Source organism: Ruegeria spongiae, from assembly GCF_023502395.1.
Taxonomy (GTDB): Bacteria; Pseudomonadota; Alphaproteobacteria; order Rhodobacterales; family Rhodobacteraceae; genus Ruegeria_C; species Ruegeria_C spongiae.
Genome location: NZ_JAMFMB010000017.1, coordinates 62,392 through 86,243, shown reverse-complemented (window position 1 = coordinate 86,243; position 23,852 = coordinate 62,392). Strand labels below are relative to the sequence as shown.

Annotated in this window: 26 protein-coding genes; 13 read left to right on the top strand and 13 right to left on the bottom strand. The window is 60.5% G+C overall.

What is annotated here, in order from left to right:
• Window positions 1–44 precede the first annotated feature (44 nt).
• Window positions 45–1,355 carry a lytic murein transglycosylase gene (locus M3P21_RS14195; protein ID WP_249710791.1) on the top strand — a complete coding sequence of 437 codons (1,311 nt, stop codon included), beginning with the start codon at window positions 45–47 and terminating at the stop codon, window positions 1,353–1,355.
• A 59-nt stretch (window positions 1,356–1,414) separates the two neighbouring features.
• On the opposite strand, the gene M3P21_RS14190 is transcribed toward M3P21_RS14195, so the two are convergent.
• From M3P21_RS14190 to M3P21_RS14155, 8 genes are all read right to left on the bottom strand, one after another.
• Window positions 1,415–2,623, bottom strand: coding sequence for an ABC transporter permease (locus M3P21_RS14190; protein ID WP_249710790.1), 1,209 nt, complete (start codon window positions 2,621–2,623; stop codon window positions 1,415–1,417).
• Window positions 2,624–2,628: 5 nt separating this feature from the next.
• Complete coding sequence (locus M3P21_RS14185; RefSeq protein ID WP_249710789.1) at window positions 2,629–3,900, bottom strand: ABC transporter permease; 1,272 nt, start codon at window positions 3,898–3,900, stop codon at window positions 2,629–2,631.
• Window positions 3,897–4,187 carry a DUF1330 domain-containing protein gene (locus M3P21_RS14180; RefSeq protein ID WP_249710788.1) on the bottom strand — a complete coding sequence of 97 codons (291 nt, stop codon included), beginning with the start codon at window positions 4,185–4,187 and terminating at the stop codon, window positions 3,897–3,899. The genes M3P21_RS14185 and M3P21_RS14180 overlap by 4 nt, the downstream gene beginning before the upstream one ends.
• A 59-nt stretch (window positions 4,188–4,246) precedes the next feature.
• Window positions 4,247–5,350 (bottom strand): extracellular solute-binding protein, encoded by a 1,104-nt coding sequence (locus M3P21_RS14175; RefSeq protein WP_249710786.1) that lies wholly within the window; start codon window positions 5,348–5,350, stop codon window positions 4,247–4,249.
• A 116-nt stretch (window positions 5,351–5,466) separates the two neighbouring features.
• Window positions 5,467–6,567, bottom strand: a complete 1,101-nt coding sequence (locus tag M3P21_RS14170; protein ID WP_249710784.1) for an ABC transporter ATP-binding protein — start codon at window positions 6,565–6,567, stop codon at window positions 5,467–5,469.
• 155 nt (window positions 6,568–6,722) lie between these two features.
• Entirely contained in the window at window positions 6,723–7,586 is an 864-nt protein-coding gene (locus M3P21_RS14165; RefSeq protein ID WP_249710783.1) for a phosphotransferase family protein, read from the bottom strand.
• A 48-nt stretch (window positions 7,587–7,634) separates the two neighbouring features.
• Window positions 7,635–8,318, bottom strand: coding sequence for a flagellar hook capping FlgD N-terminal domain-containing protein (locus M3P21_RS14160; RefSeq protein WP_249710782.1), 684 nt, complete (start codon window positions 8,316–8,318; stop codon window positions 7,635–7,637).
• Window positions 8,315–9,796 (bottom strand): flagellar hook-length control protein FliK, encoded by a 1,482-nt coding sequence (locus M3P21_RS14155; protein WP_249710781.1) that lies wholly within the window; start codon window positions 9,794–9,796, stop codon window positions 8,315–8,317. The genes M3P21_RS14160 and M3P21_RS14155 overlap by 4 nt, the downstream gene beginning before the upstream one ends.
• An 85-nt stretch (window positions 9,797–9,881) precedes the next feature.
• On the opposite strand from M3P21_RS14155, the gene M3P21_RS14150 reads away from it, so the two are divergent.
• From M3P21_RS14150 to M3P21_RS14125, 6 genes are all read left to right on the top strand, one after another.
• Window positions 9,882–10,079 carry a rod-binding protein gene (locus M3P21_RS14150; RefSeq protein ID WP_373320019.1) on the top strand — a complete coding sequence of 66 codons (198 nt, stop codon included), beginning with the start codon at window positions 9,882–9,884 and terminating at the stop codon, window positions 10,077–10,079.
• The gene (locus tag M3P21_RS14145) at window positions 10,072–10,428 is read left to right on the top strand and encodes a flagellar biosynthesis protein FlgN (RefSeq protein ID WP_249710780.1); all 357 of its coding nucleotides are present in this window, start codon (window positions 10,072–10,074) and stop codon (window positions 10,426–10,428) included. The genes M3P21_RS14150 and M3P21_RS14145 overlap by 8 nt, the downstream gene beginning before the upstream one ends.
• Window positions 10,429–10,630: 202 nt before the next feature.
• Entirely contained in the window at window positions 10,631–11,881 is a 1,251-nt protein-coding gene (locus M3P21_RS14140) for a flagellin N-terminal helical domain-containing protein (RefSeq protein WP_249710779.1), read from the top strand.
• A gap of 69 nt (window positions 11,882–11,950) precedes the next feature.
• Window positions 11,951–12,322: a flagellar biosynthesis regulator FlaF gene (gene flaF / locus M3P21_RS14135; RefSeq protein WP_249710778.1), complete on the top strand. Its 372-nt coding sequence runs from the start codon at window positions 11,951–11,953 to the stop codon at window positions 12,320–12,322.
• A 1-nt stretch (window position 12,323) separates the two neighbouring features.
• Window positions 12,324–12,728, top strand: coding sequence for a flagellar biosynthesis repressor FlbT (flbT, locus tag M3P21_RS14130; protein WP_249710777.1), 405 nt, complete (start codon window positions 12,324–12,326; stop codon window positions 12,726–12,728).
• Window positions 12,725–13,516, top strand: coding sequence for a DUF1217 domain-containing protein (locus M3P21_RS14125; RefSeq protein ID WP_249710776.1), 792 nt, complete (start codon window positions 12,725–12,727; stop codon window positions 13,514–13,516). The genes flbT and M3P21_RS14125 overlap by 4 nt, the downstream gene beginning before the upstream one ends.
• Window positions 13,517–13,560: 44 nt before the next feature.
• Here M3P21_RS14125 and M3P21_RS14120 read toward each other — a convergent pair whose 3' ends face one another.
• The 3 genes from M3P21_RS14120 to M3P21_RS14110 all read right to left on the bottom strand — a co-directional run bounded on the left by M3P21_RS14120 (window position 13,561) and on the right by M3P21_RS14110 (window position 16,187).
• Window positions 13,561–15,138 (bottom strand): DUF427 domain-containing protein, encoded by a 1,578-nt coding sequence (locus M3P21_RS14120; RefSeq protein WP_249710775.1) that lies wholly within the window; start codon window positions 15,136–15,138, stop codon window positions 13,561–13,563.
• 85 nt (window positions 15,139–15,223) lie between these two features.
• The gene (locus tag M3P21_RS14115) at window positions 15,224–15,925 is read right to left on the bottom strand and encodes a winged helix-turn-helix domain-containing protein (RefSeq protein ID WP_249710773.1); all 702 of its coding nucleotides are present in this window, start codon (window positions 15,923–15,925) and stop codon (window positions 15,224–15,226) included.
• The gene (locus tag M3P21_RS14110) at window positions 15,897–16,187 is read right to left on the bottom strand and encodes a hypothetical protein (protein ID WP_249710772.1); all 291 of its coding nucleotides are present in this window, start codon (window positions 16,185–16,187) and stop codon (window positions 15,897–15,899) included. The genes M3P21_RS14115 and M3P21_RS14110 overlap by 29 nt, the downstream gene beginning before the upstream one ends.
• Between M3P21_RS14110 and M3P21_RS14105 the strand changes: the two genes are divergently transcribed.
• From M3P21_RS14105 to M3P21_RS14090, 4 genes are all read left to right on the top strand, one after another.
• Window positions 16,186–16,815, top strand: coding sequence for a hypothetical protein (locus M3P21_RS14105; protein WP_249710770.1), 630 nt, complete (start codon window positions 16,186–16,188; stop codon window positions 16,813–16,815). The two genes, M3P21_RS14110 and M3P21_RS14105, sit on opposite strands and share 2 nt — an antisense overlap.
• 114 nt (window positions 16,816–16,929) lie before the next feature.
• Window positions 16,930–17,547, top strand: coding sequence for a ribonuclease HII (gene rnhB, locus M3P21_RS14100; protein WP_249710820.1), 618 nt, complete (start codon window positions 16,930–16,932; stop codon window positions 17,545–17,547).
• 107 nt (window positions 17,548–17,654) lie between these two features.
• Window positions 17,655–18,758 (top strand): site-specific DNA-methyltransferase, encoded by a 1,104-nt coding sequence (locus M3P21_RS14095; protein WP_249710769.1) that lies wholly within the window; start codon window positions 17,655–17,657, stop codon window positions 18,756–18,758.
• A gap of 148 nt (window positions 18,759–18,906) precedes the next feature.
• Window positions 18,907–20,301: an adenylate/guanylate cyclase domain-containing protein gene (locus M3P21_RS14090; RefSeq protein WP_249710819.1), complete on the top strand. Its 1,395-nt coding sequence runs from the start codon at window positions 18,907–18,909 to the stop codon at window positions 20,299–20,301.
• A gap of 6 nt (window positions 20,302–20,307) precedes the next feature.
• Here the strand turns inward: M3P21_RS14090 and M3P21_RS14085 are convergent, their stop codons facing one another.
• Together M3P21_RS14085 and mutY are read right to left on the bottom strand one after the other, a co-directional pair.
• Complete coding sequence (locus tag M3P21_RS14085; RefSeq protein ID WP_249710768.1) at window positions 20,308–21,441, bottom strand: alkane 1-monooxygenase; 1,134 nt, start codon at window positions 21,439–21,441, stop codon at window positions 20,308–20,310.
• A 58-nt stretch (window positions 21,442–21,499) separates the two neighbouring features.
• Complete coding sequence (gene mutY / locus M3P21_RS14080) at window positions 21,500–22,558, bottom strand: A/G-specific adenine glycosylase (RefSeq protein ID WP_249710767.1); 1,059 nt, start codon at window positions 22,556–22,558, stop codon at window positions 21,500–21,502.
• Window positions 22,559–22,639: 81 nt separating this feature from the next.
• Between mutY and M3P21_RS14075 the strand changes: the two genes are divergently transcribed.
• Together M3P21_RS14075 and M3P21_RS14070 are read left to right on the top strand one after the other, a co-directional pair.
• On the top strand, window positions 22,640–23,146 hold the full coding sequence (locus M3P21_RS14075) for a DUF721 domain-containing protein (RefSeq protein ID WP_249710766.1): 507 nt from the start codon (window positions 22,640–22,642) through the stop codon (window positions 23,144–23,146).
• Between the two features lie 13 nt (window positions 23,147–23,159).
• On the top strand, window positions 23,160–23,804 hold the full coding sequence (locus M3P21_RS14070) for a DsbA family protein (protein ID WP_249710765.1): 645 nt from the start codon (window positions 23,160–23,162) through the stop codon (window positions 23,802–23,804).
• Window positions 23,805–23,852 lie beyond the last annotated feature (48 nt).

The following is a 23,852-nucleotide window of genomic DNA, read 5'->3' as shown; positions in this document are numbered from 1 at the left end:
TTTCGCGGTACACTCAGGGTGAGCAGGCAGTCGGGATAATTCAGATGATAAACTGGAAGTCGGGCGCCGTCGGAAGCTTTATGGCGGCATTGGGGTCTACGGGCGTGGTGGCGGAATCACTGCCTGATCCAAATGAACAGGGATCTTTTCAATTGGCTTTGGTCACCACGTCGCTGCGGCCCGTGGCCCGCCCGGTGCCAGCGGTCGGGCAGGAGGTTACGCAGGTGGTTGCGTCGAACGAGCCCTTCGCGCAATGGCTGTCTGCCTTTCGGGGCAGGGCGCAGGAGCAGGGGATCAGCGCTGCCACACTGGATCAGGCCTTTGCCAAAGCGACCATCGATCCCGAGGTGGTGCGGCTGGATCGCAATCAGTCGGAGTTCAGCAAGACGATCTGGGAATATCTGGATAGCGCGGTCTCGGACCTGCGGGTCAGGAACGGGCGGGCGGCGCTCGCGAAACACGACGCGGCGCTCACCCAGATCGAGGCGCGCTATGGCGTTGAAAAAGAGGTTGTAACGGCGATCTGGGGTCTGGAAAGCTCGTTCGGTGCGTTTCGCGGTGGCAACAACACGATCCGGTCGCTGGCCACGCTGGCCCATGACACGCGGCGCGCCGAGTTTTTCGAGGCCGAGCTTCTGGCGGCGCTGCAGATCCTCGAAGCGGGCGACGTCTCGGCCCGCGGCATGAAAGGCAGCTGGGCCGGGGCGATGGGGCACACGCAGTTCATGCCCAGTTCCTACCATCTTTACGCGGTGGATTTCACCGGCGACGGCAAGCGCGACATCTGGTCCGATGACCCGCGCGACGCGCTGGCCTCAACCGCCGCTTATCTGGCCGGGTTCGGTTGGACCACGGGTCAGCCCTGGGGAGTCGAAGTGCATTTGCCCGACGGGTTCGATTATGCTCTGGCGCGTCGTGAGCTGACGCGTTCGCCCTCTGACTGGGCGGCTGCGGGTGTGCTGGATACCTCTGGCAAGCTGGTGCCGGATCACGGGTCCGCGTCGATCCTGCTGCCTGCGGGGGCAGACGGCGCGGCCTTCATGATCTTTGACAATTTCGAAGTGCTGGAGAAATACAACACCGCCGATGCCTATGTGATCGGGGTCGGGTATCTGGCCGATCGTATCGCAGGTGGCCCGGTGATTGCGGCGGACTGGCCGCGCGGCGACCGCGCGCTGACTTTCTCGGAGCGCAAGGAATTGCAGCGCCGCCTTACCGGTGCCGGGTTCGACACGCAAAAGATCGACGGGCGGGTTGGGCCGCTGACCATCAATGCGGTCCGATCCTACCAGACGGCAAACGGTCTTGTGCCGGACGGCTATGCCTCGCTCCGGCTATTGGAACGCCTGCGCTAAACAAAAAAAGGGCGCTGACCTGCCATCACAGGTAGCGCCCCCTTCAAACTGTCCTCAATTCAGGTCGGGCTTATCCCACGCAGCCGTTCTGAACGGCGGCGCAGCAGTTCGACCGTGGTCAGTAGTGCGATCGAGATCACCACAAGGATCGTGGCCACCGCCAGAATGGTTGGCGAGATCTGCTCGCGCAGCCCGGTGAACATCTGCCAGGGCAGGGTCTTTTGCCGGGCCGAGCCGACAAACAGCACCACGACCACTTCGTCAAACGAGGTGATGAAGGCAAACAGCCCGCCCGAGATCACGCCCGGCAGGATCAGTGGCATCTGCACCCGGAAGAAGGTCGTCACCGGCCCCGCGCCCATATTGGCCGCCGCGCGGGTCAGCGAACGGTCGAAACCCACGAGCGTGGCGGTGACGGTGATGATCACGAAGGGAATGCCCAGCACCGCATGAGCCAGAACGACTTTCACATATCCAACAAAAGTCTTGGAAAGGCCCAGGTTATTCTCAAGGACCTGACCCATCTGTGAATAGAAAAAGAACATTCCGGTGGCCGAGATGATCAGCGGAACGATCATCGGTGAAATCAGGATCGCCATGATGGCACGACGGCCGGGAACGTGGCTCTGGCTGAGGCCGATGGCGGCAAGCGTGCCCAGCGTCACTGAAATCACCGTCGCAATTGGTGCAATGATCACCGAGTTGCGGAACGAAAGCTGCCAGTCTTGGCTGGTGAAGAAGTCGCGGTAATGCTTCAGAGAATAGCCTTCGGGGTCAAGCCGCAGCATCTCGGGCGTGAAGGTAAAGAAATCCTGCGCGTTGAAGGACAGCGGCAGCACCACAAGAATGGGGGTGATCAGAAAGACGAAGATCGCGCCGCAGATCACCCGGAATCCATAGTGCCACAGCACCTGCCCCGGTGTCAGGTAGGGCACCAGCGTCGCACGGTAGCGGGTTTCACCAATCCAGAAGATGAACCAGCCAAAAAACCAGCCGAACAGTGCCCCCATGATCCCGGCGGAAAGCCCGCCCATGAGGAACCCGGCCAGCGCGAACCCTGCGAGGATGATCCAGCGAATTGCTTTTTCCCGGTCTCGCATTTGGAGCGCCACAAAGGCGATCACCGCCAGCAGCAGAGCTCCGATGATGACGCCAAGGAACGCATTGCCCTGGGATGTGCCAATGAACAGACCTGCGACAGCTCCGGCTGCAGCGGTTGTGCTGGCGGTGAACGAGGTCGAGCTTGGTGTGACGGGGGTAAGAGCCATTCCGATTATCCCAGCTTTACGTTGTCGATGCCGACGATCTTGTCATAGGCCCAATACAGGATCAGGACCGCAGCCAGCAGGATCGTGCCCAGCGCGGCGGCCAGCCCCCAGTTCAGCGATGACGAGATGTGGAAGGCGATCCGGTTCGAGATGAAGACACCCTTGGTGCCACCGACCAGTTCCGGCGTGATGTAGTAGCCAATGGCCAGAATGAAGACCAAGATCGAGCCCGCGCCGATACCCGGCACGGATTGCGGGAAATAGACCCGCCAGAAGGCGGTCCAGTTGGTGGCCCCCAGCGATTTGGCTGCGCGCAGGTAGGTTGGCGGGATGGTCTGCATCACCGAATACATCGGCAGGATCATGAACGGCAGCAGGATATGGGTCATCGCCACGATGGTGCCGAACTGGTTGTTGATCATCACCAGCCGCGCATCGTCACCCACCAGTCCCAGCCAGACCAGCGTGTCGTTGATCACGCCCTGTTGCTGCAGCATTACCTTCCAGGCCGATGTGCGCACCAGCAGCGAGGTCCAGAACGGCAACAGCACCAGGATCAGCAGCACATTCGCCTTGGCAGAGGGCAGGTTTGCCAGCAGCCAGGCCACCGGATAGCCCAGCAGAATGCACGACCCCATGATGATCATCGACATGAACAGCGTACGCTTGAACAGCGTGATATAGATTTGCTGGTTCTCGGGCCTGAATTCGACCCCATCATCGCCCAACTGCATGTCGGCAGCATTCAGGAAATACCCGCTGGTGACCGGGGGCGAAAACTTCTGGATCGTGCGCCATATCGCGGGATCGCCCCAATCCTCATCGATATCAAGGAACTGTTCCTTGAAGGGGCCGTCGGTTTCGAGGTCCCATCGCTTGGCCTTTCGCCCGGCTTTTCTGAACAGCGACGAGATGCCGGGGGTCTCATAGTTCAATCGGCTGCCCACACGGGTATGGGTCTTGTTTTCAACGGCGGTCTTGAAATCGGCGGCAAGGGCGGCAAAGGCGGCCTCGTCAGGGGCTTCGCCGCTGTTCGCATCCCAGCTTTGGACGGCAATAACCGTCTGCGGTAGCGTGTTTTGCACGATATCGTTCTGGACCGAGCGGAACAGCATCTGTCCGATCGGAACAATGAAGGTCAGCAGGACAAAGGCCAGCAAAGGCAGGATCAGGGCCAGCGCCCGCATTTTCTGCCGCCTGAGCGCCCGGTTCAGGCTGTGCTTGAGCGGCCTGCCATCGGCGGCAAGTACGGGACTTGATTGGGTGGTATCACTCATTCTGCACCTTCGACCAAAATGATTACACTCTCTGCATTGGCGCGCCGGATCTCTGCCACTTTCTGATATTCGGGGTCGCTATAGGCCGTCTTCGCCGCCTCGTAAGAGGGGAACTCGACCACAACATGGCGATCCAGACTGTTGCCTTCGGGCGTTTCACTCTGCCCGCCACGTACCACGAACCGCCCTCCATGCCGCAGCAGGATCGGGGTATCCAGACGCACGTAGTCCTGATAAGCGTCCGGGTTCGTGACCGTAATATGGGCGATGATGTAGCCCTTTGGCATGGTCTTTCCCCTGAGTGGCAAAGCGGGCCTTTTCAGGCCCGCCTCGGTGTTTTGTTAGATCACTTGGCCAGCCAGGCCTGGAACTTGGCCTCGATGTCGTCGCGATAGTCCGCCCAGAATTCGTAGTTGTAGAGGAACGTATTCTTGGCATTCTCGGGATCGGTTGGCATATGCGGAGCCATGTCGATGCCCAGATCGGCATGCTGACCGACCAGCGGCGCCGAGGAGGCGCGCGCCGGACCATAGGAGATCCACTTGGCCTGATCCGCCAGACGCTGGGTGTCGGTCGCGAACATGATGTAGTCAAGCGCGCGCGCCTGACGCTCGGGGCTCAGGCCTGCGGGGATGATCCAGCCATCCAGATCGAAGATCTGTGCGTCCCAGAGCATCGCAACCGGTTGCTTCTGCTCTTCGATCACGCTGAACAGACGGCCATTATAGGTCGAACCCATCACAACCTCGCCATCCGCGAGCAACTGCGGCGTATCCGCACCGGCAGACCACCAGATCACGTCGTCCTTGATGGTGCCGAGCTTGGCGAGTGCCTGCTCCTGCCCTTCGGGCGTTTCCAGCACATCATAGACGTCTTCCTTGGCAACGCCGTCACACAGAAGCGCCCATTCCATGTTGTTGATGGCGCGCTTTTCCAGACTGCGCTTGCCCGGGTAGGTTTCGGTGTCGAACACAGCGCAAATTTCGGTCGGCGGGTTGTCCCCGACCAGATCGGTGCGGTAGCCGAAGGTGGTCGAATAGACGATCTGCGGGATGAAGCAGTCGCTGACCAGCAATTCGCCGAAATCTTCCGAAGCGGAGGTGCCGTCAGGTGCCGCAGCAAGCTGCGTATCGGCGTCGATTTCCAGCGCCAGACCTTCGTCACACAGGCGAATCGCGTCAGCGGCGACAACATCGACCACATCCCAGGTCACGTTGCCCGCCTCATTCATGGCGCGCAGCTTGGCGACCGCCTCGGCCGAGCTTTCATCGTTGATGATCGTCACGCCGGTATTCTCGGAATAGGGCGTGTGATAGGCATTCTGCTGCGACGTGGAATAGGCCCCACCCCAGCTTACAATCGTCATCTCATTCGCCATGTCCTGTGCCGAGGCAAAACCGGTGGTCATGCTCAGGGCTGTGGTGGCGAGAAGAGTTCTCGTGAGTGTCATTAGTGTCTCCCAGTTTTTTCCCGTTTTTTGCTCTGGGGGAACCGGCCGCACGGGGTTCTCGAATTCCGGCTCCCATACTCATCGCTTCCGGAAGGCCGGAAGCGACAAAAGGGGCGTCACGCGTCCAGCGCGCGACAATCTTCGGGCAGCCAGCCGATTTCGATCTGCTGTCCGGGCTGCAAGCGCACCTGGTCGGGCGCATTGCGGGTCTTGATGATGAACTCATCATTGCCAGCGACCCGCAGTCGGGTGCGGAAGATGTCGCCCATATAGATGAATTCAAGCACTTCGGCTTTCAGGGTGTGAGCGCCTTCGCTGAGGCGGTCCTTGTTGTATTCGACCCGTTCAGGGCGGATCGACACCCGCGTCCGTTCGCCGGGTTTGTCGACATTGACCGGTTTGCAATCGATCAACTCGCCATCGTCCAGCTGGACAACCGCGATGCCGTTGGTGATTTCCTTGACCTGACCCTCAAGCGTGTTGTTCTCGCCAATAAACTGCGCGACGAAGCTGTTCTCGGGCGATTCGTACAATTGGTCGGGTGGGGCCAACTGCTGAATCACGCCATCGTTGAACACGGCGACGCGGTCCGACATGGTCAGCGCTTCGGTCTGGTCATGGGTCACATAAACCACCGTGATGCCCAGATTATGCGCCAGATGCGTGATCTCGAACTGCATCTTTTCGCGCAACTGCTTGTCCAGCGCGCCCAGCGGTTCGTCCATCAGAACCAGCTCCGGCTCGAACACCAGCGCGCGGGCCAGGGCGACACGCTGCTGCTGACCGCCCGAAAGTTGGGCGGGTCTGCGGCCGCCAAAGGCACCCATTTCGACCATGTCCAGCGCGCGTTTCACCTTTTCCTCGCGTTCGGACTTGCCCAGTTTGCGCACTTCCAGCGGAAAGCTGAGGTTTTCGGCGATGGTCATATGCGGAAACAGGGCATAGTTCTGAAACACCATCCCGATGCCGCGTTTATGCGGCGGAATGTTGTTGATCGAAATCCCGCCCAACCGGATATCGCCGTGGGTGGCAGTCTCGAATCCGGCCAGCATCATCAGGCAGGTGGTCTTGCCGGACCCCGATGGCCCGAGCATCGTCAGGAATTCGCCTTTCGGCATGGTGAGGTTCAGGTCTTTGACGACAAGCATTTCGCCATCGTAGCTTTTCTGAACGCGTTCGAATTCAACGAACGCGTCGTCGCTGGTTGATGCAGCCAAAGCAAACTCCCCGGTTTTTTTGCGGTCTGTGCCGCCTTTCCCGCAAGGTTAAGCGGGCAAACCCGCTTTATGCAACAGAATTGCGACGTAGAGCGATGGTTTCGCTGGTTCGGTTTGAGGGCAAAGCATTTCTGCCGGGCGTTTGGGGGTGCGAATCAACCCGCTTCCAGCAGGGCGCGTTCAAACGGCAGGCCCAAGGCATATTCAGCTGAGCCGTTCTCTGCGCGCCAAAGGCAATAGGCGGCCATGCGCCAGGTGAACCATGGCCTCAGCGCCTCGTACCGCGCTGTGGTTTTCTGGTCCGGATAGGCGGCCAGAAAGGTGCTGGTTTCGTCCGGGGTGAGGGGCGCGCCGCGATAAACCTGCATCATGGCGGGTGACAGAAACAGCGCCAGATCCTCAGCCGCGTCGCCCATGGCCGGGCATTGCCAGTCGATCAGAACCAGCGAGGTGCCGTTCACCAGAATGTTGCCAGCCACCGGGTCGCCATGGATCAGGCAGGTCGCTTGCGTTGGGGGTACGTTGCCAGCAGGCCGAAGATCCAGCAAACGAGCACGCTCTACCGTGTGGCAGAGCGATAGAATGTGACGTGTGGTGACCTCGAGATCGGCGCTGCCATTGCATCCAATAGGTAGTGCAAGCGGGGGCTTGAGCGCATGAAGTTGCCCCAGCAATCTGGCGACCGGGGCTGAGTTGTTGGCCCAGGTCTGCCCGGCTGCGTGTTCATACAGCACCCAGACCGCGTTCGGAATCTCGCCCGATGCCCGGAATTTGGGACATAGACCCGTTGTGGCCAACGCATTCAGACAGAGCGTTTCGAGCGCCGGGTCATTGCCGAACAGCGGATTGGGAATCGTGCGTTGATAGAGTTTGAGCACCCGGTCCGGCCCGGATCCGACCAGTTTCCACACTCGGTTCGTGCGCCCCCCAAGCAAAGGCTGGAACCTGCCGCTTGGTGCCATCAGCCCGCGGCGGAGCAAATCGGCCTGCAGATCTTCGGGCGGGTCGTCTTGCGCCATGGGTGGGGCGAGCTCCGGCAGGAGGGGCGCGCCCGGTCTGGGCAGGCCCTATTGGGGTTGCGGGTCGCCGGACCGAACGGCGGTGACCAGTTGTGCCAAAATCGCCTGTCCGCCCTCAAGGATCAAGATCACATCGTCGCCTTCGATCTGCGCCTCCGTCACCCGATTGTAAGATGCCACAGCGTCTTCACTCAGCAATTCCGAGCCGCGATAGCTTTCAACCGAGAAAGAATAATGCCCGGTGGCCATGGGTGCACCGCCGGCGTCCAGACCGTTCCAGATCGCGGTCCTGTCGCCCGGGGACAGCACCTGCCGGTCGACAACCTCTCCCGATCCGTTCCGCACCACCAGAGTGGAGCTCTCGGCCAGTTCATTTGGGGTTGTCGAGATTCGCACCGGGGTGCCATCAAAAAATGCCGGAGCGACCGCGCGGACCTCTGATCCGATCCACCCTGACAACTGGGTCATATTCGGCCCCCCCAGCAGCCCCGATAGTTCAGAGAGCGTTTCGTTGGTGCGTACCTGCTGCTCGACCATCGAAAACTGCGCCAGCTGTGCGGCGTATTCCGATGAATTCAGCGGCTCCAACGGGTCCTGGTTTCGGGCCTGCGCCGTCAGCATCTTCAGAAAGGTCTCGAAGTCGGAGGTCAGCGCCGACGGCACTTTCGCCGTGGTGGCCGCTGCTTTGCCCTGGGAAGCCGTGGCGGTTGAAATCGGTATTGTTTCGGTCACAGTCTCAGATCCAATCCGGTTGAAGATCCACGGCTCAGCGCCGGGTGTGCGGTAGCCGCTAGCTCGGGTGCGTCCATATCGCCGTCTTGGGCGATATCTGCGCCAGGCTCGGTGCCGTGGTCGGGTTGGCGGTCGCCGTCATCGGCCCCGGACAGATCGACATGCACCGCACTGTAACCCAATTCCCGAAACTCCGACGCAAGCTGATCAATGTGTCGGCGCATCAGATCGAGAGTTTCGGGTCGTTCTGCGGCAATCATTAAGGTCATGATGCCGTCGCCGGGTTTCATTGCGACCCGCACGCGCCCCAACTCCTCAGGGTTCAGGGCAATTTCGAAACTGCCATCACCCCGCCGCAACAAAACGTCGTTGATTTGCGAGGCGACCGCCCGCGCGATTTCGGCTTGCCCCGGTTTTGGCGCATCCCGTGCTGCCTCGATGCCGAGACCGGTGGCCTCCAGACGGGTCTGGATCGGAAAGAGGTCGTCGCGCGAATGTGAGAACAGTCGGGATAGCTGCGCGCCATCCGCTGACATGCTCTCTACGAGCGCCGGGAGGGCAGAATCGGGTTGGTTTGTGGCCATTGAGTTCAAGCCCGTTGTGGCCTGGGGCGCGGGGATTTGGCGCAACGCGACAGGCGGCACTCCGGCCGGAGGCCCTTCAGATGCGGTCTGGCCAGTTTTGCCGACTTCCGGAGCTGGCGATGTATTCGGTACACCAGCAGTCCGGGTTGAGTTTGCTGAACCAGTTGCAAGACCCATCAAGCTGGCAATTTGTCCACCTGCCGCATTCGCAAGGATTGTGCTTCGCCCTTCTTGCATCGACCCGCTGGCAGGACCTGCTTGACCGATCTCATTGGCACTCGAAAAACGTGCATTTGTCCTGCCGGGAGGTTGAGTGCCGGGCATTGCATCAGCCTGGTCCGGTGCCTTGGTCGTCGCTGCTTGGTTCCCAGGAACATTCGGGCCTGACCCAGCAGCGCCTTGCCCGCTGGTGTGGCTGGGCAATGTATCCAGTCGCATCTGCTGCCCGGGGGTTAAGTCATCTGCTTGCGTCGCCGTCTGGGTGACCGAAAATGGCGCAAGCATCTCGGAAATTCCCTGTGACGGGTCGCTCTGTTGCGCCGGAGTTGAGGCATCGCCCTGACTGTCCGGCGGCGTCTCGGGGGCGCTATCTGCGTCAGCCTGCGCGTCATGATTTGCAGCGGCACCCCGGCTCGCATTGTCCGCATCGGCCCCCTCGCTCGGTCCCGAGGCGACCACATCGGCAAAATTCGCGGCGTCCGAGGCAGGCGGATCAGCACTGTTGTCGCCAGTCCCTACCGGTTTGCCCGGGGTGGCCGAAGTCAGGTTTCCAATGAGCATGTTGCACCAGATTTTTGTTGTCGATGATGACAATGGATTGGATTCGGTTGCGTTTTTTTTAACGGTTTCATTCCAGTCTGGAAAAAACGCTGTCAATTTGAGGGAACGCATCATGGATGCTGCAAGTCTGCAAAACACTCGAATCGGGCCTTCGGCGCCGTCCCCTTCCCGCGCTTTAGCGACTGAAGCCGCAGTTCAATTGGAAGCGACGTTTCTGGCTGAAATGCTGAAATCGGCCGGTTTCGGGGCCACGCGCGGTGCCTTTGGCGGCGGCGCGGGCGAGGACCAGTTTTCGTCGATGCTGGTTCGCGAACAGGCTTTGCAAATCACGCGCGCAGGGGGGATCGGCTTGACCGAAATCCTGATGCAAGGGCTGGTGGCTGATCAAGATGGGTAAGAAAAATCAGACATCCGCCATTTCAAAACTGAACGAACTGCTGGACCAGGAGCGGCAGTTGTTGATCTCTGGGGCGCTGGACCAGGTTGCTGCGCTGACGCCTGCAAAGGAATTTCTGCTTGACGGTGTCGCCCAGGATTCCGCGACGGTCGGGGATCTGGACGCCATCCGGGTCAAAGCCGATCAGAATCGCGTGCTGTTCGACGCAGCTCTGGCTGGTCTGAGATCGGTTGTCGAGCGCCTGTCGGAACTCAAACGGCTTCAGTCGGGGTTTGATACCTATGACCGGTCAGGCCAACGCCAACAGCATGAACCGGGCGGTGCGTCGAAACTGGAAAAACGGGCTTGAGACGTGTTTGTCTCAAAGTCGAGTTATTCCGGATGCCGCGTTTAGCAAAGCATTAGGACATCCCGGGCGAATGTTGCAGCGCACCTTCGGAAGGTGGCGCGACACTCCGGTCCCCGGATGCCGCACCCGTCAGAAAGACGTTTTCAAACCACCCGTTCGGGTGACGTGAACCGGGCAAACGCCCGCATAGAAAGGATATGCTATGTCCAGCATTCTGACGAACAATGGCGCAATGGTTGCGCTGCAGACCCTGAAAATGGTCAACAAGAACCTGGGTGCCACCCAGAACCAGATCTCGACCGGCAAGTCGGTTGCCACCGCCAAAGACAACTCGGCGGTCTGGGCGATTTCAAAAGTGATGGAATCCGATGTGCAGGGATTCAAGGCTATCAAGGACAGTCTGAGCCTGGGCGAAGCCTCGGTTTCGGTTGCCCGGAACGCCTCGGAGTCGATCACCGATCTGCTGACCCAGATGAAGGGCAAGATTGTTGCTGCGCAGGGTGATACCGCCGACCGGGCCAAGCTACAGGCTGACGTTGTGGCGCTGCGCGATCAGATCGGATCCGTGGTTGGCGCGGCTCAGTTCAACGGCCAGAACCTTGTGGATAACAACGCCACCACGTCTTTCCTGTCCTCTCTGGATCGGGATTCCTCCGGCAATGTGGCGGCATCCTCGATTTCCGTGACGGGGCAAGATCTGTCGACTGGGGGCTATGCGGCCAAGAACGTCTTTGCCGGATCGCAGGGCGTTTCGGGTCTGGGCGATGTAGCGGCGTTCAGCCTTGATGGCGGCGGCGGTACCGCCGATCTTGTCACCGATGAGGCCGGTGCCGCAGTCACCGGTCCCCCAGCATCAGCAGCCGGAGCTTTCGCCGCCGGGGATCAGATCACGGTGAACATCAATGACCACTCTGTGTCCTATACCGTCACGGCAGAGGACGCGGCGTCGACAACCACCGGTGACATCGTTGCCACGGCGCTGAAAACCCAGATTGATTCGCTGGGGATTTCGGATGCCGGAGGGACGCTGGACGTTGACTATGATTCCGGTACAGCAGGCACGATCTCGTTCACCAACGACACCGATCAGGATCTTGTGATCACCGCGCAGTACACCAATGCCGGATCTGGCGGGCTTGGTGCACTATCCTCAATCGACGTTTCGACCGCAGGCGGGGCGAACGCAGCGCTTGGCACCGTTGAAACTCTGATCGGCACCGCCATTGACGCCTCGGCGTCCTTTGGTTCTGTCGAGGGCCGGATTTCGACGCAGAAGGATTTCATCAGCAACCTGTCCGATTCGCTGAAATCGGGGATTGGTGCGATGGTGGATGCCGATATGGAAGAGGTCTCTGCCCGCCTGCAGGCGCTGCAGACGCAGCAGCAGCTGGCTGTTCAGTCGCTGTCGATTGCCAACCAGGCGCCGCAGACGATCCTGTCGCTGTTCCGTTAAGCCTCTGACAGCCGGGGCGGTTTCCGCCCCGGCCACATCTTTCAGAACAACATCAGGTAAGGATTGACAGTGAACGCGCTTGCAACTGCCCAACAGGCCTATTCGAGCAATTCGGCCGCGACCCGCACTCCGAGAGATGCGGAATATGAAACACTCGCGCGGATCACGCACCGCATTCGCGCCTTCGCAGCAGGTGACGCCGCAGATTATCCCAAGCTTGCCCATGCCTTGCATGACAACAAGCGGCTCTGGACGATTTTCGCCACGGATGTGGCCAGCCCTGAAAACGGATTGCCGACCGAATTGAGGGCGCGCCTGTTCTACCTTGCCGAATTTGTGGATCATCACACCAGCCTTGTCCTCGCGCGTAAAGCGAACGTCGAACCGCTGCTCGAGGTCAACACTACCATTCTGCGCGGTTTGCGCAGCGGGGCGTCCTGATATGGCAGGCCTCGTTCTGAAACTTGCGCCCAAGGAAAGGGTGCTGATCAACGGTGCCGTGATCGAGAACGGAGACCGGCGTGGCCGCCTCTCCATCGTCACACCTGACGCCAATATCCTGCGGTTGCGCGATGCGATACATCCGACGGATGCCACGACCCCGGTCCGGCGAGCTTGCTATGCCCTGCAACTTGTGTTGTCCGGCGACTGTGATCCGGTTGAGGCGAAACAGGCCTTGCTGCGCCGGATCGAAGAGTTGAGCCAGGTCTTTACCGACCATGACAGTCGCTCTGCGCTGGCCGAGGCGACTGAGGCTCTGATCGGTGAGCATCATTATCGCTGCCTGAAAGCCCTGAGGGCGCTGATGCCACGCGAAGACCGCGTGCTTGCGTTGCGGAAGCAATGAGTTTCCGTCCGGTTGTTCCAGTTGGTGGGATTGTCGGATGGCAATTCCTGCAACGAACGCAGGAGCACCAACGCGAAGCGCTTTCCGCTTCACCCTTGATGAAGCGGGAGGCAGAGCATTTTCTCAAAGAAATCGGCAACGTCACATCGGCGGAGGAGCTGGTTGCAGATCGCACGCTTCTGAAGGTCGCACTTGGGGCCTTTGGGCTCGAATCGGATCTGAACAACCGGTTTTTTGTGCAGAAAATCCTCGAGGACGGAACTTCGGCCCAGGATGCATTGGCAAACCGGTTGGCCGACAAACGCTACCGCGCGTTTAGCGACGCATTCGGTTTCGGTCCCGGCGCCATTCAAAAAACGTCATTAGTGACCTCCATGGAAGATGTGGTTGAAAAGTACCAAAGCCAGGCATTCGAAACCGCGATCGGCGAAAGCGACGAAAGCATGCGGATCTCGCTTTATGCGCAGCATGAACTGGTTGACATCGCAACCGGTGAGGGCACTGACACAACGAAGTGGCTGAACATCATTGGGTTGCCACCGTTGAGGACAATGTTCGAAACGGCGCTTGGACTGCCACGCAGTTTTGCTTCGGTCGATCTCGACAAACAAGTCGAGGTGTTTCGGGATCGGTTTTCTTCGGCAACCGGGTTGAGTGATCTGTCCGCGCTTTCAGACCCAAACGCGATGGAGAAGACAACGCATCTTTATCTGGCGCGGGCGCAGATTGCGTCTTTTGCAAGCCAGCAATCGTCGGCTGCGATCGCGCTCAGCCTGCTGCAGTCCTGACCGAGCCCGTCCTCCCTTGGTGCTTGACTGTTCCAAGCCAGAGCTTATGCCGGTGCGCAGCAGGCGGCAGCGTCCTCCGGCGCGTAGGCATAGGACACTACCGGCTGCGACACATTATGCAGTTGTAGCGGACCCAGAGGCTGGCAATCCGAATCCGGCACCAGCATATCCTCGGTAACCACGATGCGATGTCCGATGGTTTTGCCGTGATCACCCAGCCGCGCGGCGACATTGGCCGCCTGTCCGATGACCGTGAAGTCCAGCCGTTCGCGTGAGCCCACATTGCCGTAGGTCACGCGCCCATAGGCCAGCCCGATGGCACAATCATAGTTGAGATCGGTCTCAGCGACGCTCTCGCGGGTCACGCAGTCGACAATCTCGGCCGCAGATCGCAGGGCATTGCGGCGCGCCAGTTCAGCGTCATCGCCTGCAGGAAACACCGCCAGAACAGCGTCGCCGATGAATTTTAAAACCTCGCCGCCTTGTTGATGAACCACCCCCGAAACGGTTTCGAAGAAGGTGTTCAGCAGCGCGATATAGGCGCCCCGCTCCATCTGCTCTTCCAGCCGGGCAGAGCCGCGCAGGTCGCAGAACATGATCGCCGCATCGATTTCGTCCCCATCCCCGCGCCGAATCTCGCCACCCAGAACCCGCGCGCCAGAGCGCTTGCCGACATAGGTTTCAAGCAGGGCCTGCGCATTTTCGCGCTGCATGAAGACCTCGTAGTAGCGCCCGATCACCGTCGAACATTCAAAGACCAGCCCAAGATTGGCGGTGGTCAGCCCGTCGGGGTGATCGCTGGTCAGGGTCAACACGTTGGTCCGGCCATCCGAAAACGGCATCGGCATCGCCACGTAGTCGGTCGCTCCCTTGCTGCGCAGGTCTTCCATGATTGGGAACGAGTTGTCGAGATGGGTATCCGTCAGCCGCTGACGCACCCCACCCGCACCGTTCGACACATGGCGCAGCGGGCTGTTCTGATAGGCCGGGTGATCGTAGATTTCATAGGTGGGCGCATAGGTCGAGATTTCATCCTCGTCCTTATCCCAAATGTAATGCTTGCAGGCAATCAGCGGGTGCAGCGACCAGACGAGGATGCTCAGCCGCGAGACGGCGATCCCGTGTTCACACATCTTTTCCGCCAACTCGCGGGTGAAGTCCTCGGGCGTTTTCAGCGACGAAGCGCCGCGCATCAACCAGTCGATCAGCGGTCCGCTGATATTGCCATCGTCGCTGTCGCGCAGGATGTTGCTGCCCAGATCGACCTTTGAATAGGCATCAGGCATGAAGCCGACGCAGCCCTGAATATCGCGGCTTTCGGGCAGCGCGTCCTCATAGGCCCAGACCGAATTTGGCAGCGTCTCGCCAGGCAGCAGAATGTCATTATAGGTTGCGGTACCCTTGAACGGGCAGAAGGTCTGCAACTCTGTCGGGTCGCTCAGCGGCACTTTCACGTCTTCGCGCGGAAAGTAGATCGTTGGCGGCAGGCGGGTTTCATACATCACTCTGGCGCAGGTGCTTGAGGCCAGTTCGACTCCGTCACGCCAGAGCGTGACCCGGTCCGACAATTCCGCCAGTTCGATGCGGTATCCGTCAACTTGTGGCGAGGCATACACGTTCACAATTCGTTCTCCCTGTCGCCTAGGCCCATAAGGATGGGGTCAGACCGGAAGGAATCCAAGTGTGAAGATCAGGTTTTTTTGATGCTCAGACCATCTGGATCACGTCTTTTTCGATGGCCAGCATATAGCCGCGCCGGGCGATGTTCTTGACCAACAGGGCGCTGATCATCTGGTTGCCCAGCGTGTCGCGCAGCCGCTTGATGCGGGTGGCGCCGGCGGCCTCTTCGCAATCGCTTGCGTTGCGGCCCGAGATCACCGCTTCGATCTCGGCCCCGGACAGCACATCGTCATCCAGCCGTGCCTCGGCCAGAACCGAGAGGGTCTCGATCGCTGCCGGTGTCAGTTTGAAATCCATGTTGTTGAGGTAAACCGTGTTTTCCTCGCGGCTGATCAGCAGCGAGTTGACCTGAATGCCAGCCCGCTCGATCTGCACCATGCGGCGGTTGAACTGGGTCAGCATGACCAGAAAGACCAGCGCGGCGATCAGCATGGCACTGGCAAAAACGAGCAGCACAAAGATCACCATCCGGTAGCTCGCCAGCGTGTCCCCAAAGGCGGTGCCGGATTGCGCCAGAATCTCGAGCAGCTTGATCTCGGCCTGCGTGGTCAGGTCGTTTTCGACAAAGACCCGCTCGACCCGCGCGTTGAAGGCGTTGGCGTCGGGCAGGGTCAGGATCAGGAAGACCGCAGCAGTGGCGAGGATCACGACGATGGCAGCGATCCCGAACCCGACGAGGCGGGCACCTGACCGCCGGGTTTCAGTAACGGAGATAGTAGGGTCCGGCATCAGCCTTCCTTTGTTGCAGCCCGTCGGGGCCGAAAACGGATATCACGTTGAGCAGCGTCCAGCCATTGGCGGACAGGCGCTGCGACAATTCGGTCTGCGCCTGCGCCGCTGAACAGGCACCGCTGACCTGCATCACACCGTAATGCAGTTTCAGGGGGGCGTCCTGCTTGGCCTTGTAATCCGCGTAACATTCGGCCGCGAGGCCAGGGCGGGGCAGGGCCGTAAGGGCCAGAACGAGGGTCAGGAATGCAATCTGTTTCATGCGCTCCATCCTGCGTGCGGCGGCGCGGTTATTCAATAACAACAAGGCGCTGGGCTGGCTGTTATCCAATAGCAGGCAGGCGATATTGCTTGGCCGGGCGCCCCCACACCAATCTCAGAGCATCACAGCCCGCGTCATTCGATGCCGGCACGCTCAGACAGAAAGGACCCCTCTTATGCATCGCAGGTTTATCGCTTTGATTGTTTCTCTTGCCATCGCCATTACAGCCATATCCGCAGCGCCTGCACGCGCAGACGATACCGCAAAGGTTCTGGGCGGGCTGGCTGCGCTAACCATTCTGGGGGTGGTTCTGCATCGCAACAACAAGAAGAAACGTGAACGCGCGAAGGTGACTCAAAACCACGTACCACAGGCGCCGCAGATCCATTCGGTTCGGCCTCTGCCGCCGAAAGTGGCGAAATATGATTTGCCGCGCCGTTGCCTGAAAGCGGTCAAAGGGTATCCGGCGAACGCCCCGCTGATGAAACGGAAATGTCTGAAGCGCCATTATCAGCATGCCAAGTCGCTGCCGAAGCAATGCCAGATCACCTATTGGACCGGCGACCGCACCCGCAAGGCGTATGAACCGCGCTGCCTGCGCCGCAAAGGGTATCGCATCGCGGGCTGAGACCAGGTTATCGAGCAGTGACGGCCCGCGAGAACGGGGCGCACAGGTGGAGAGAGGGGCACCCCTCTCTCCATTTTGCTTGCGTCCGGGTGGCAAACGCGCTTTGCCATGGGCATGTCACTGCCGGATTATCAGTTGGAAGAGTTCCTGCGCGGGCGTGGATACACGCGCATCGCAGGCGTGGACGAGGTCGGGCGCGGGCCACTGGCCGGGCCAGTCATGGCGGCTGCCGTCATTCTGGACCCTTCGGATATTCCCGATGGCCTCAACGATTCCAAGAAACTGAGCGAAAAGCGTCGCGCCGCGCTTGAGGAACAGTTGCTGGACCGGGCGCAGGTCGCGGTGGCCGAGGCCAGCGTTGAAGAGATCGAGCAACACAACATCCTGCGCGCGGCGCATCTGGCGATGATCCGCGCGGTTGCGGAACTGGACCCCGCGCCGGACTTTCTGCTGATTGATGGCAATCTGATCCCCAAGGGGCTGACCCTGCCCGCACAGCCGGTGATCAAGGGCGATACCCGCTCGGTGTCGATCGCGGCGGCCTCGATCGTGGCAAAAATGCACCGCGATCGGGTCATGGTGGATTTGGCGCAACAGCACCCGCAATACGGGTGGGCGCGAAACAAGGGATATCCGACGCTGGAACACAGAACAGCGCTCCGAAATCTTGGGCCAACCCCACATCATAGACGTTCCTTCAAGCCGGTACACAATATCTTGTATCAAGGGTAAATCGTAACCTCTTGATTCAAAAAAGAATTTGACGCCGAATCCGCTTTGACTCATCCTGAGCACAACCAGATGAGCGCAAAAATGCGCCGCGGAACTTGAGGCAGAAAATGACGAAAACCAAGACAAAGGGCGCAGTTGCGCTCCCTTTAAACTCGATCATTTCCGGCGACTGCATCGATGTGATGAACAGTCTTCCCGAGGGGTGTGTCGACCTGATCTTTGCCGATCCCCCTTATAACCTTCAACTCAAGGGGCAGTTGCACCGTCCCGACAACAGCCAGGTTGATGCGGTGGATGACCACTGGGACCAGTTTTCCAGCTTCAAGGCGTATGACCAGTTCACCAAGGCCTGGCTCAAGGCGGCGCGGCGTTTGCTGAAACCCAATGGCGCGATCTGGGTGATCGGGTCGTATCACAACATCTTCCGGGTTGGCGCGACGCTGCAGGACGAAGGGTATTGGATCCTCAATGACGTGGTCTGGCGCAAGTCGAACCCGATGCCGAATTTCCGGGGCAAGCGCTATACCAATGCCCATGAGACGATGATCTGGGCCTCCAAGGCGGAAGGGGCGAAATACACGTTCAATTACGAGGCACTCAAGGCGCTGAACGAGGGTGTGCAGATGCGCAGCGACTGGGTGCTGCCGATCTGTACCGGGCACGAGCGGCTCAAGGACGACAAGGGTGACAAGGCGCACCCGACGCAAAAGCCGGAATCGCTGCTGCACCGGATCCTGGTCGGGTCGACCAATCCCGGCGATGTGGTGCTGGACCCGTTCTTTGGCACTGGCACCACCGGGGCCGTGGCCAAGATGCTGGGCCGTGAATTCATCGGGATCGAACGCGAAGAGGCCTATCGCAAGGTGGCCGAGAAACGCATCGCCAAGGTGCGCAAGTTCGACCGTGACGCCCTGCAGGTCAGCGCCAGCAAACGCGCCGAACCTCGGGTGCCCTTCGGCCAGTTGGTCGAACGCGGCATGCTGCGTCCGGGCGAAGAGCTGTTTTCGATGAACCAGCGTCACAAGGCCAAGGTGCGCGCTGATGGCACTTTGGTGGGCGACAATATCAAGGGCTCGATCCACCAGGTCGGGGCGCATCTGGAAAACGCGCCGTCCTGCAATGGCTGGACCTATTGGTGCTTCCGGCGCGACGGCAAGACCGTACCGATCGACGTGCTGCGCCAGCAGATTCGCGCCGAAATGCAGAACTGAGCCACCCAAAAGACAGAATACCGCCGGTGCCTGTGGCCTGACACAAGGCACTCTACCTTGCCCCGCCGTCTTCGGCGGGGCTTTTTTGCGGCTTGCGACCTTGTTGCCCAGCACCGTTCGCCCTAAAGCTGTGGAGTCCAACGGAGGTATTGCCGTGACCGACAATTCGGCTCAACTCCCGGCCCCTGCCGGGATTTCTCCTGCTGTCGCGCCCGAAACCGCCGAGATGGCACCGACCAAATACACCGAGGCCGCCCTGGAACGGCACAAGCGCGAGGGGCTGGAACTGGCCGTACGCGCGCGCTGGATCACAATGGGGCTGGTCGCGATCTTTCTGGTGTTCTTGAACCCGAATTGGGAGGTGCTCTATTACCATTTCATTCTGGCTCTGCTGTGCCTGAATGGCTGGCTGATCCGGCGGGTGGGCCGCGTCGGGCAGTCGCGCGTCGAGATCGCCCTGATTTTTGCCGATCTGGTGATCATGACCTTCGGTATCGTCGTGCCCAATCCACTGGCGGCGGATGCCATGCCCCATGCGATGCAGTATCGGTTCGACAATTTCCAGTATTTCTTTCTGATCCTCGCCGCCGGGACGCTGGCCTATTCCTGGCGCACGGTGATGGCGATCGGCGCATGGACCGCCTGCATCTGGACCCTGGGGTGGGTGGCGGATATGTGGCTGTCCACACCTGTGCCCGGCCTGACGGAACATGCGCAGCAGGCATTTGCAGGCTATCCGCGATTGACCAGCCTGCTGGACCCGAACAATTTCCTGATCCGCCTGCGGTTACAGGAGGTGGTGGTGTTTGGGCTGGTGGCGGTCACGCTTGCTGTCACGGTCCGGCGCTTCAACGCTTTGCTGACGAACAATGCCAGTCTTGAGCGTGAGCGCGCCAATCTCTCGCGATATTTCTCGCCCAATGTGGTGGATCAACTGTCGCAGAATGACGAGCCGCTGAAACAAGTGCGCAGCGAGGATATCGCGATCCTGTTTGTCGATATCGTCGGCTTCACCCGGTTTGCCGCGTCGCGGGACGCCTATGAGGTCGTGGACATGCTGCGCGCCTTCCACGCGCGAATGGAGACCGAAGTATTCCGCCATCACGGAACGCTGGACAAATATCTGGGCGATGGGCTGATGGCGACCTTCGGCACTCCGGTCGCAGGTGACCGCGATGCAACCAACGCATATGGTTGCGCGCTGTCGATGCTGCAGGAAATTGACCGCTGGAATGTGCAGCGGCGGCGCGGCGGGCTGCCGGTCATCGAGGTCGGCATCGGGCTGCATTACGGCCCGGTGGTGCTGGGCGATATCGGCGCGAACCGGCTGGAATATGCGGTGATCGGCACTGCGGTAAACGTGGCGTCGCGGCTTGAGGCGCTGACACGCCAGTTGCCCGCTCCCTTCGCGGTCAGCACCGAGGCGCGCGACCAGATCATGGCGGAAAATGGTGGCGCAACCTCTGTTGTCGAGGGTCTGGTGGAATATCCCGATCAGGCAATCCGGGGCATAGATGGCCCGGTGACGGTCTGGGCGCGCTGAACTGCCTCAGCGCGGCATCGGGTTCTGAGCCTTGTTGTAAGGCGTCCAATCGGTGATTTCGGGGTAATACCGCCGCCGCCAGGCCCGCACCCGCGGGTTCATCACCCGCCGCCACAGTGGCGGGATCATCGCGGCGATGGTCATGACCGGGTAGCCGTGGGGCAATTGCGGCGCCTCGGCCTCGGTGTGGTTTTGCAGCAGCGGAAATCGGCGGCCGGGTTTGTAGTGATGGTCTGAATGGCGTTGCAGGTTGATCAGCAACCAGTTCGAGGCTTTTTGCGCCGCGTTCCAGGAATGACGTGGTTTGACATGTTCATACCTGCCGTCGCCCAGATGTTTTCGGGTCAACCCGTAATGTTCCACGTAATTCACCAGTTCCAACTGCCAGATCGCCACCCCGGCCTGCAGCAGGAACAGGCCAAGCCCTGACCATCCCCCCAGCAGCGCCGCCAGTGTCAGCATGCTTGCCTGCAGCGCCCAATAGCGAAAGAATGGATTGCGTAGATTAGTCCAGGCCTGTCCCTTGCGCGCCAGCAGCGCCTTTTCGGCACCAAAGGCGGATTTCAGGGATTGCAGCAACACGCGCGGATAGAAGCGGTGAAACCCCTCGTTATAGCGCGCGGTCACCGGATCGCGCGGGGTGCCTACATGGCGGTGATGGACCAGCAGATGCTCGGACCGGAAATGCGAATAGAGCACCATCGCCAGCAGCAGGTCGCCCGACCACCGCTCGCCCCGGCTTTTCTGATGCATCAGCTCATGGGCATAGTTGATGCCGATCGAGCCGGTGACCACACCGACCCCGAAGAACAGCGCGATCTTGCTGCCGCTGCCCAGATGGTCGCTTTGGGCGGTATAGGCGATCAGACCGAAGAGGGTGACGAATTGCAGCGGCATCCATATCTGGGTCAGCACGATATACCACCGCAGGTCACCATCCCCGGTCTGCGGGTCGGCATTTTCCAGATTGAGGCCCAGCACCCGGTCCAGCACACCAAAGGACCACCAGGTCGCCACCGGAACCGCCAGCAGCCAAAGGCCGCCCCGAGCCGCCGCAATCCAGACCAGCGGGATCAGCAGGAAGGATATCCAGAACGGCAGGGCGCTTTGCCAGCGCGTCAGGGTGTCGTTTGGGATCATCATCGCCTCAGAGCTTACAGGCAAAATCTAGCGTTTTGGTTGCCACCCGCAACACCCGTTATTGTGCCTGCCAAAGGGCATGCGCCTTTCGCATCACGGTGGGCAGGTAGCCGGGGCGGAACCGGTGCTTGGCAACCACTTCGATCCCTTCGGCAGAGGGGGGATGTGCAAGCGTGGCGGTGCGCAGGCGCAGGATCAGGTGAAAATGCGTGAATGTGTGGCGCACCTCGCCGGGCAGGTCGATCCATGCGCCTGCAAAAGGCGGCGCGTCATCAGGTGCCTCCGACCAATCCGGCCCCGGCCAACCCAACATGCCACCCAGCAACCCCTTGTCGGGGCGCCGCTCCAGCACCCACGCGCCGTCTTCAAGCCGCGCCAGATAGGCATACCCATAGCGGGTTGGTTTGGGTTTTTTGGGGGATTTGCGTGGCAGATCAGCGGCGGTACCGGCGCGTCGCGCGGCGCAGGCCTCGATCACCGGACAGATGCCACAGGCCGGAGATCTGGGCGTGCAGATCGTGGCCCCCAGATCCATCACCGCCTGCGCGTAATCTCCGGGCCGCTCGGTGGGCGTCAGCGCGGTGGCGTAGGCCTTCAGCTCCGGTTTGCAGCCGGGCAAAGGGTCGTGCAGGTCGTGCAGCCGCGCCATGACCCGTTCCACATTCCCGTCCATCACTGTCTCGGGCCGGTCAAACGCGATCGAGGCGATGGCAGCGGCGGTGTAAGGCCCGATGCCGGGCAGTTTCAGCAGATCGTCGTAGCGATCCGGGAACACCCCATCCAGCTCATCCGCCACCACGCGGGCGCATTTCAGCAGGTTGCGGGCGCGGGCATAGTAACCAAGCCCGGCCCATTCAGCCATCACGTCACCATCCTCGGCCCCGGCCAGTTCAGCGACCGATGGCCAGCGCCGCGTGAACCGTTGGAAATAATCGGTGACGGCGGCCACGGTGGTTTGTTGCAGCATCACTTCGGACAGCCACACCTGGTAGGGATCGGGCCGGATACCTGCCGCCCGGTCCGCGGGCCCCACCCGCCAGGGCATCTCGCGAGCATGGGCGTCATACCAGGTCAGCAGCGCCTGGCTCAGCTCTGCCTGTGGCTTTAAGTCACGCAAGATTTATGTCTCCGATTGTCCGGTTTCGCTGGCGCAGGATCACATGCAGATTACAATAGGCCGCAAGGAGGCGGATACCAGATGCCGGCCAGACGTTCCACGACCCGTGGCTTCAAACGCACCTCGAACCTGCTCAACGATCAGATTCGCCGGGCCGGCGAAAGCCGTGGCTTTGCCGTCTCGCGGGTGATCACCCATTGGGCCGAGATCGTCGGGCAGGATATCGCCGCGATCTGTCGTCCGGTGAATGTCAGCTACGGGCGCGGCGGCTTTGGCGCGACGCTCTCGGTTCTGACCACCGGGGCGCAGGCCCCGATGCTGGAGATGCAGAAGGAACGCCTGCGCGAAAAGGTGAACGCGGTCTATGGCTATAACGCGATTGCCCGCATTCGCCTCACCCAGACCGCGCCGACTGGCTTTGCCGAAGGGCAGGCCAGTTTCGCGCATCGCCCCGCTCCGAAACAAAAAGAAATCCCCGCCGAGGTTGTCACCGAGGCGAGCAAGGCCGCGCAGGGCGTCGAGAATGACGATTTGCGCAATGCGCTCGAACGATTGGGGCGTAACGTTTTAACCAGGCAGAAACGCTAAGAAAGGGCTGGAAATGACCCGAATTGCACCCGCACTCTGCGCCGTTGCGGCGCTGGCCGCCGGAGGGCTATGGCTGAGCCAGACATCAACTGTCTCGCTGGTCGGCGCCGCCGAGGCGCAACAGACAGACACCATCGTTGATATGGTCCAGGGGGCCAAGGATGCCCCGGTCGAGATCATCGAATATGCCTCCTATACCTGCCCCCATTGCGCGAACTTCCACGAGGGGCCTTACAAACAGCTCAAGAAGGATTTCATCGATACCGGCAAGGTCAAGTTCATCTATCGCGAGGCGTATTTCGACCGTCCCGGCCTGTGGGCCTCGCTGGTTGCGCGTTGTGGCGGCCCCGAGAAGTTTTTCGGCGTCACCGATCTGATCTTTCAGAAACAATCCAGCTGGGCGCGCGCGGACGGCCCACAGGAGATCGTGAAGGAACTGACCAAGATCGGTCGTCTGGCCGGGATCAAGGATGAACAGCTGCAGGCCTGTCTGCAGGATGGCGAAAAGGCGCAGACGCTTTACGGGTGGTATGAGGACAATTTCAAGCGCGACAACGTGCGGGCGACCCCCAGCTTCATCGTCAATGGCGAGATGGTGCAGAACCCCGGCTCTTATGACGCGTTCAAAACGCTGATCGAGGCAGAACTGGGCAGCTGATTTCCGCAATCAGACCTGTTCACGCAAAACCCCGGCGATGGTCCGGGG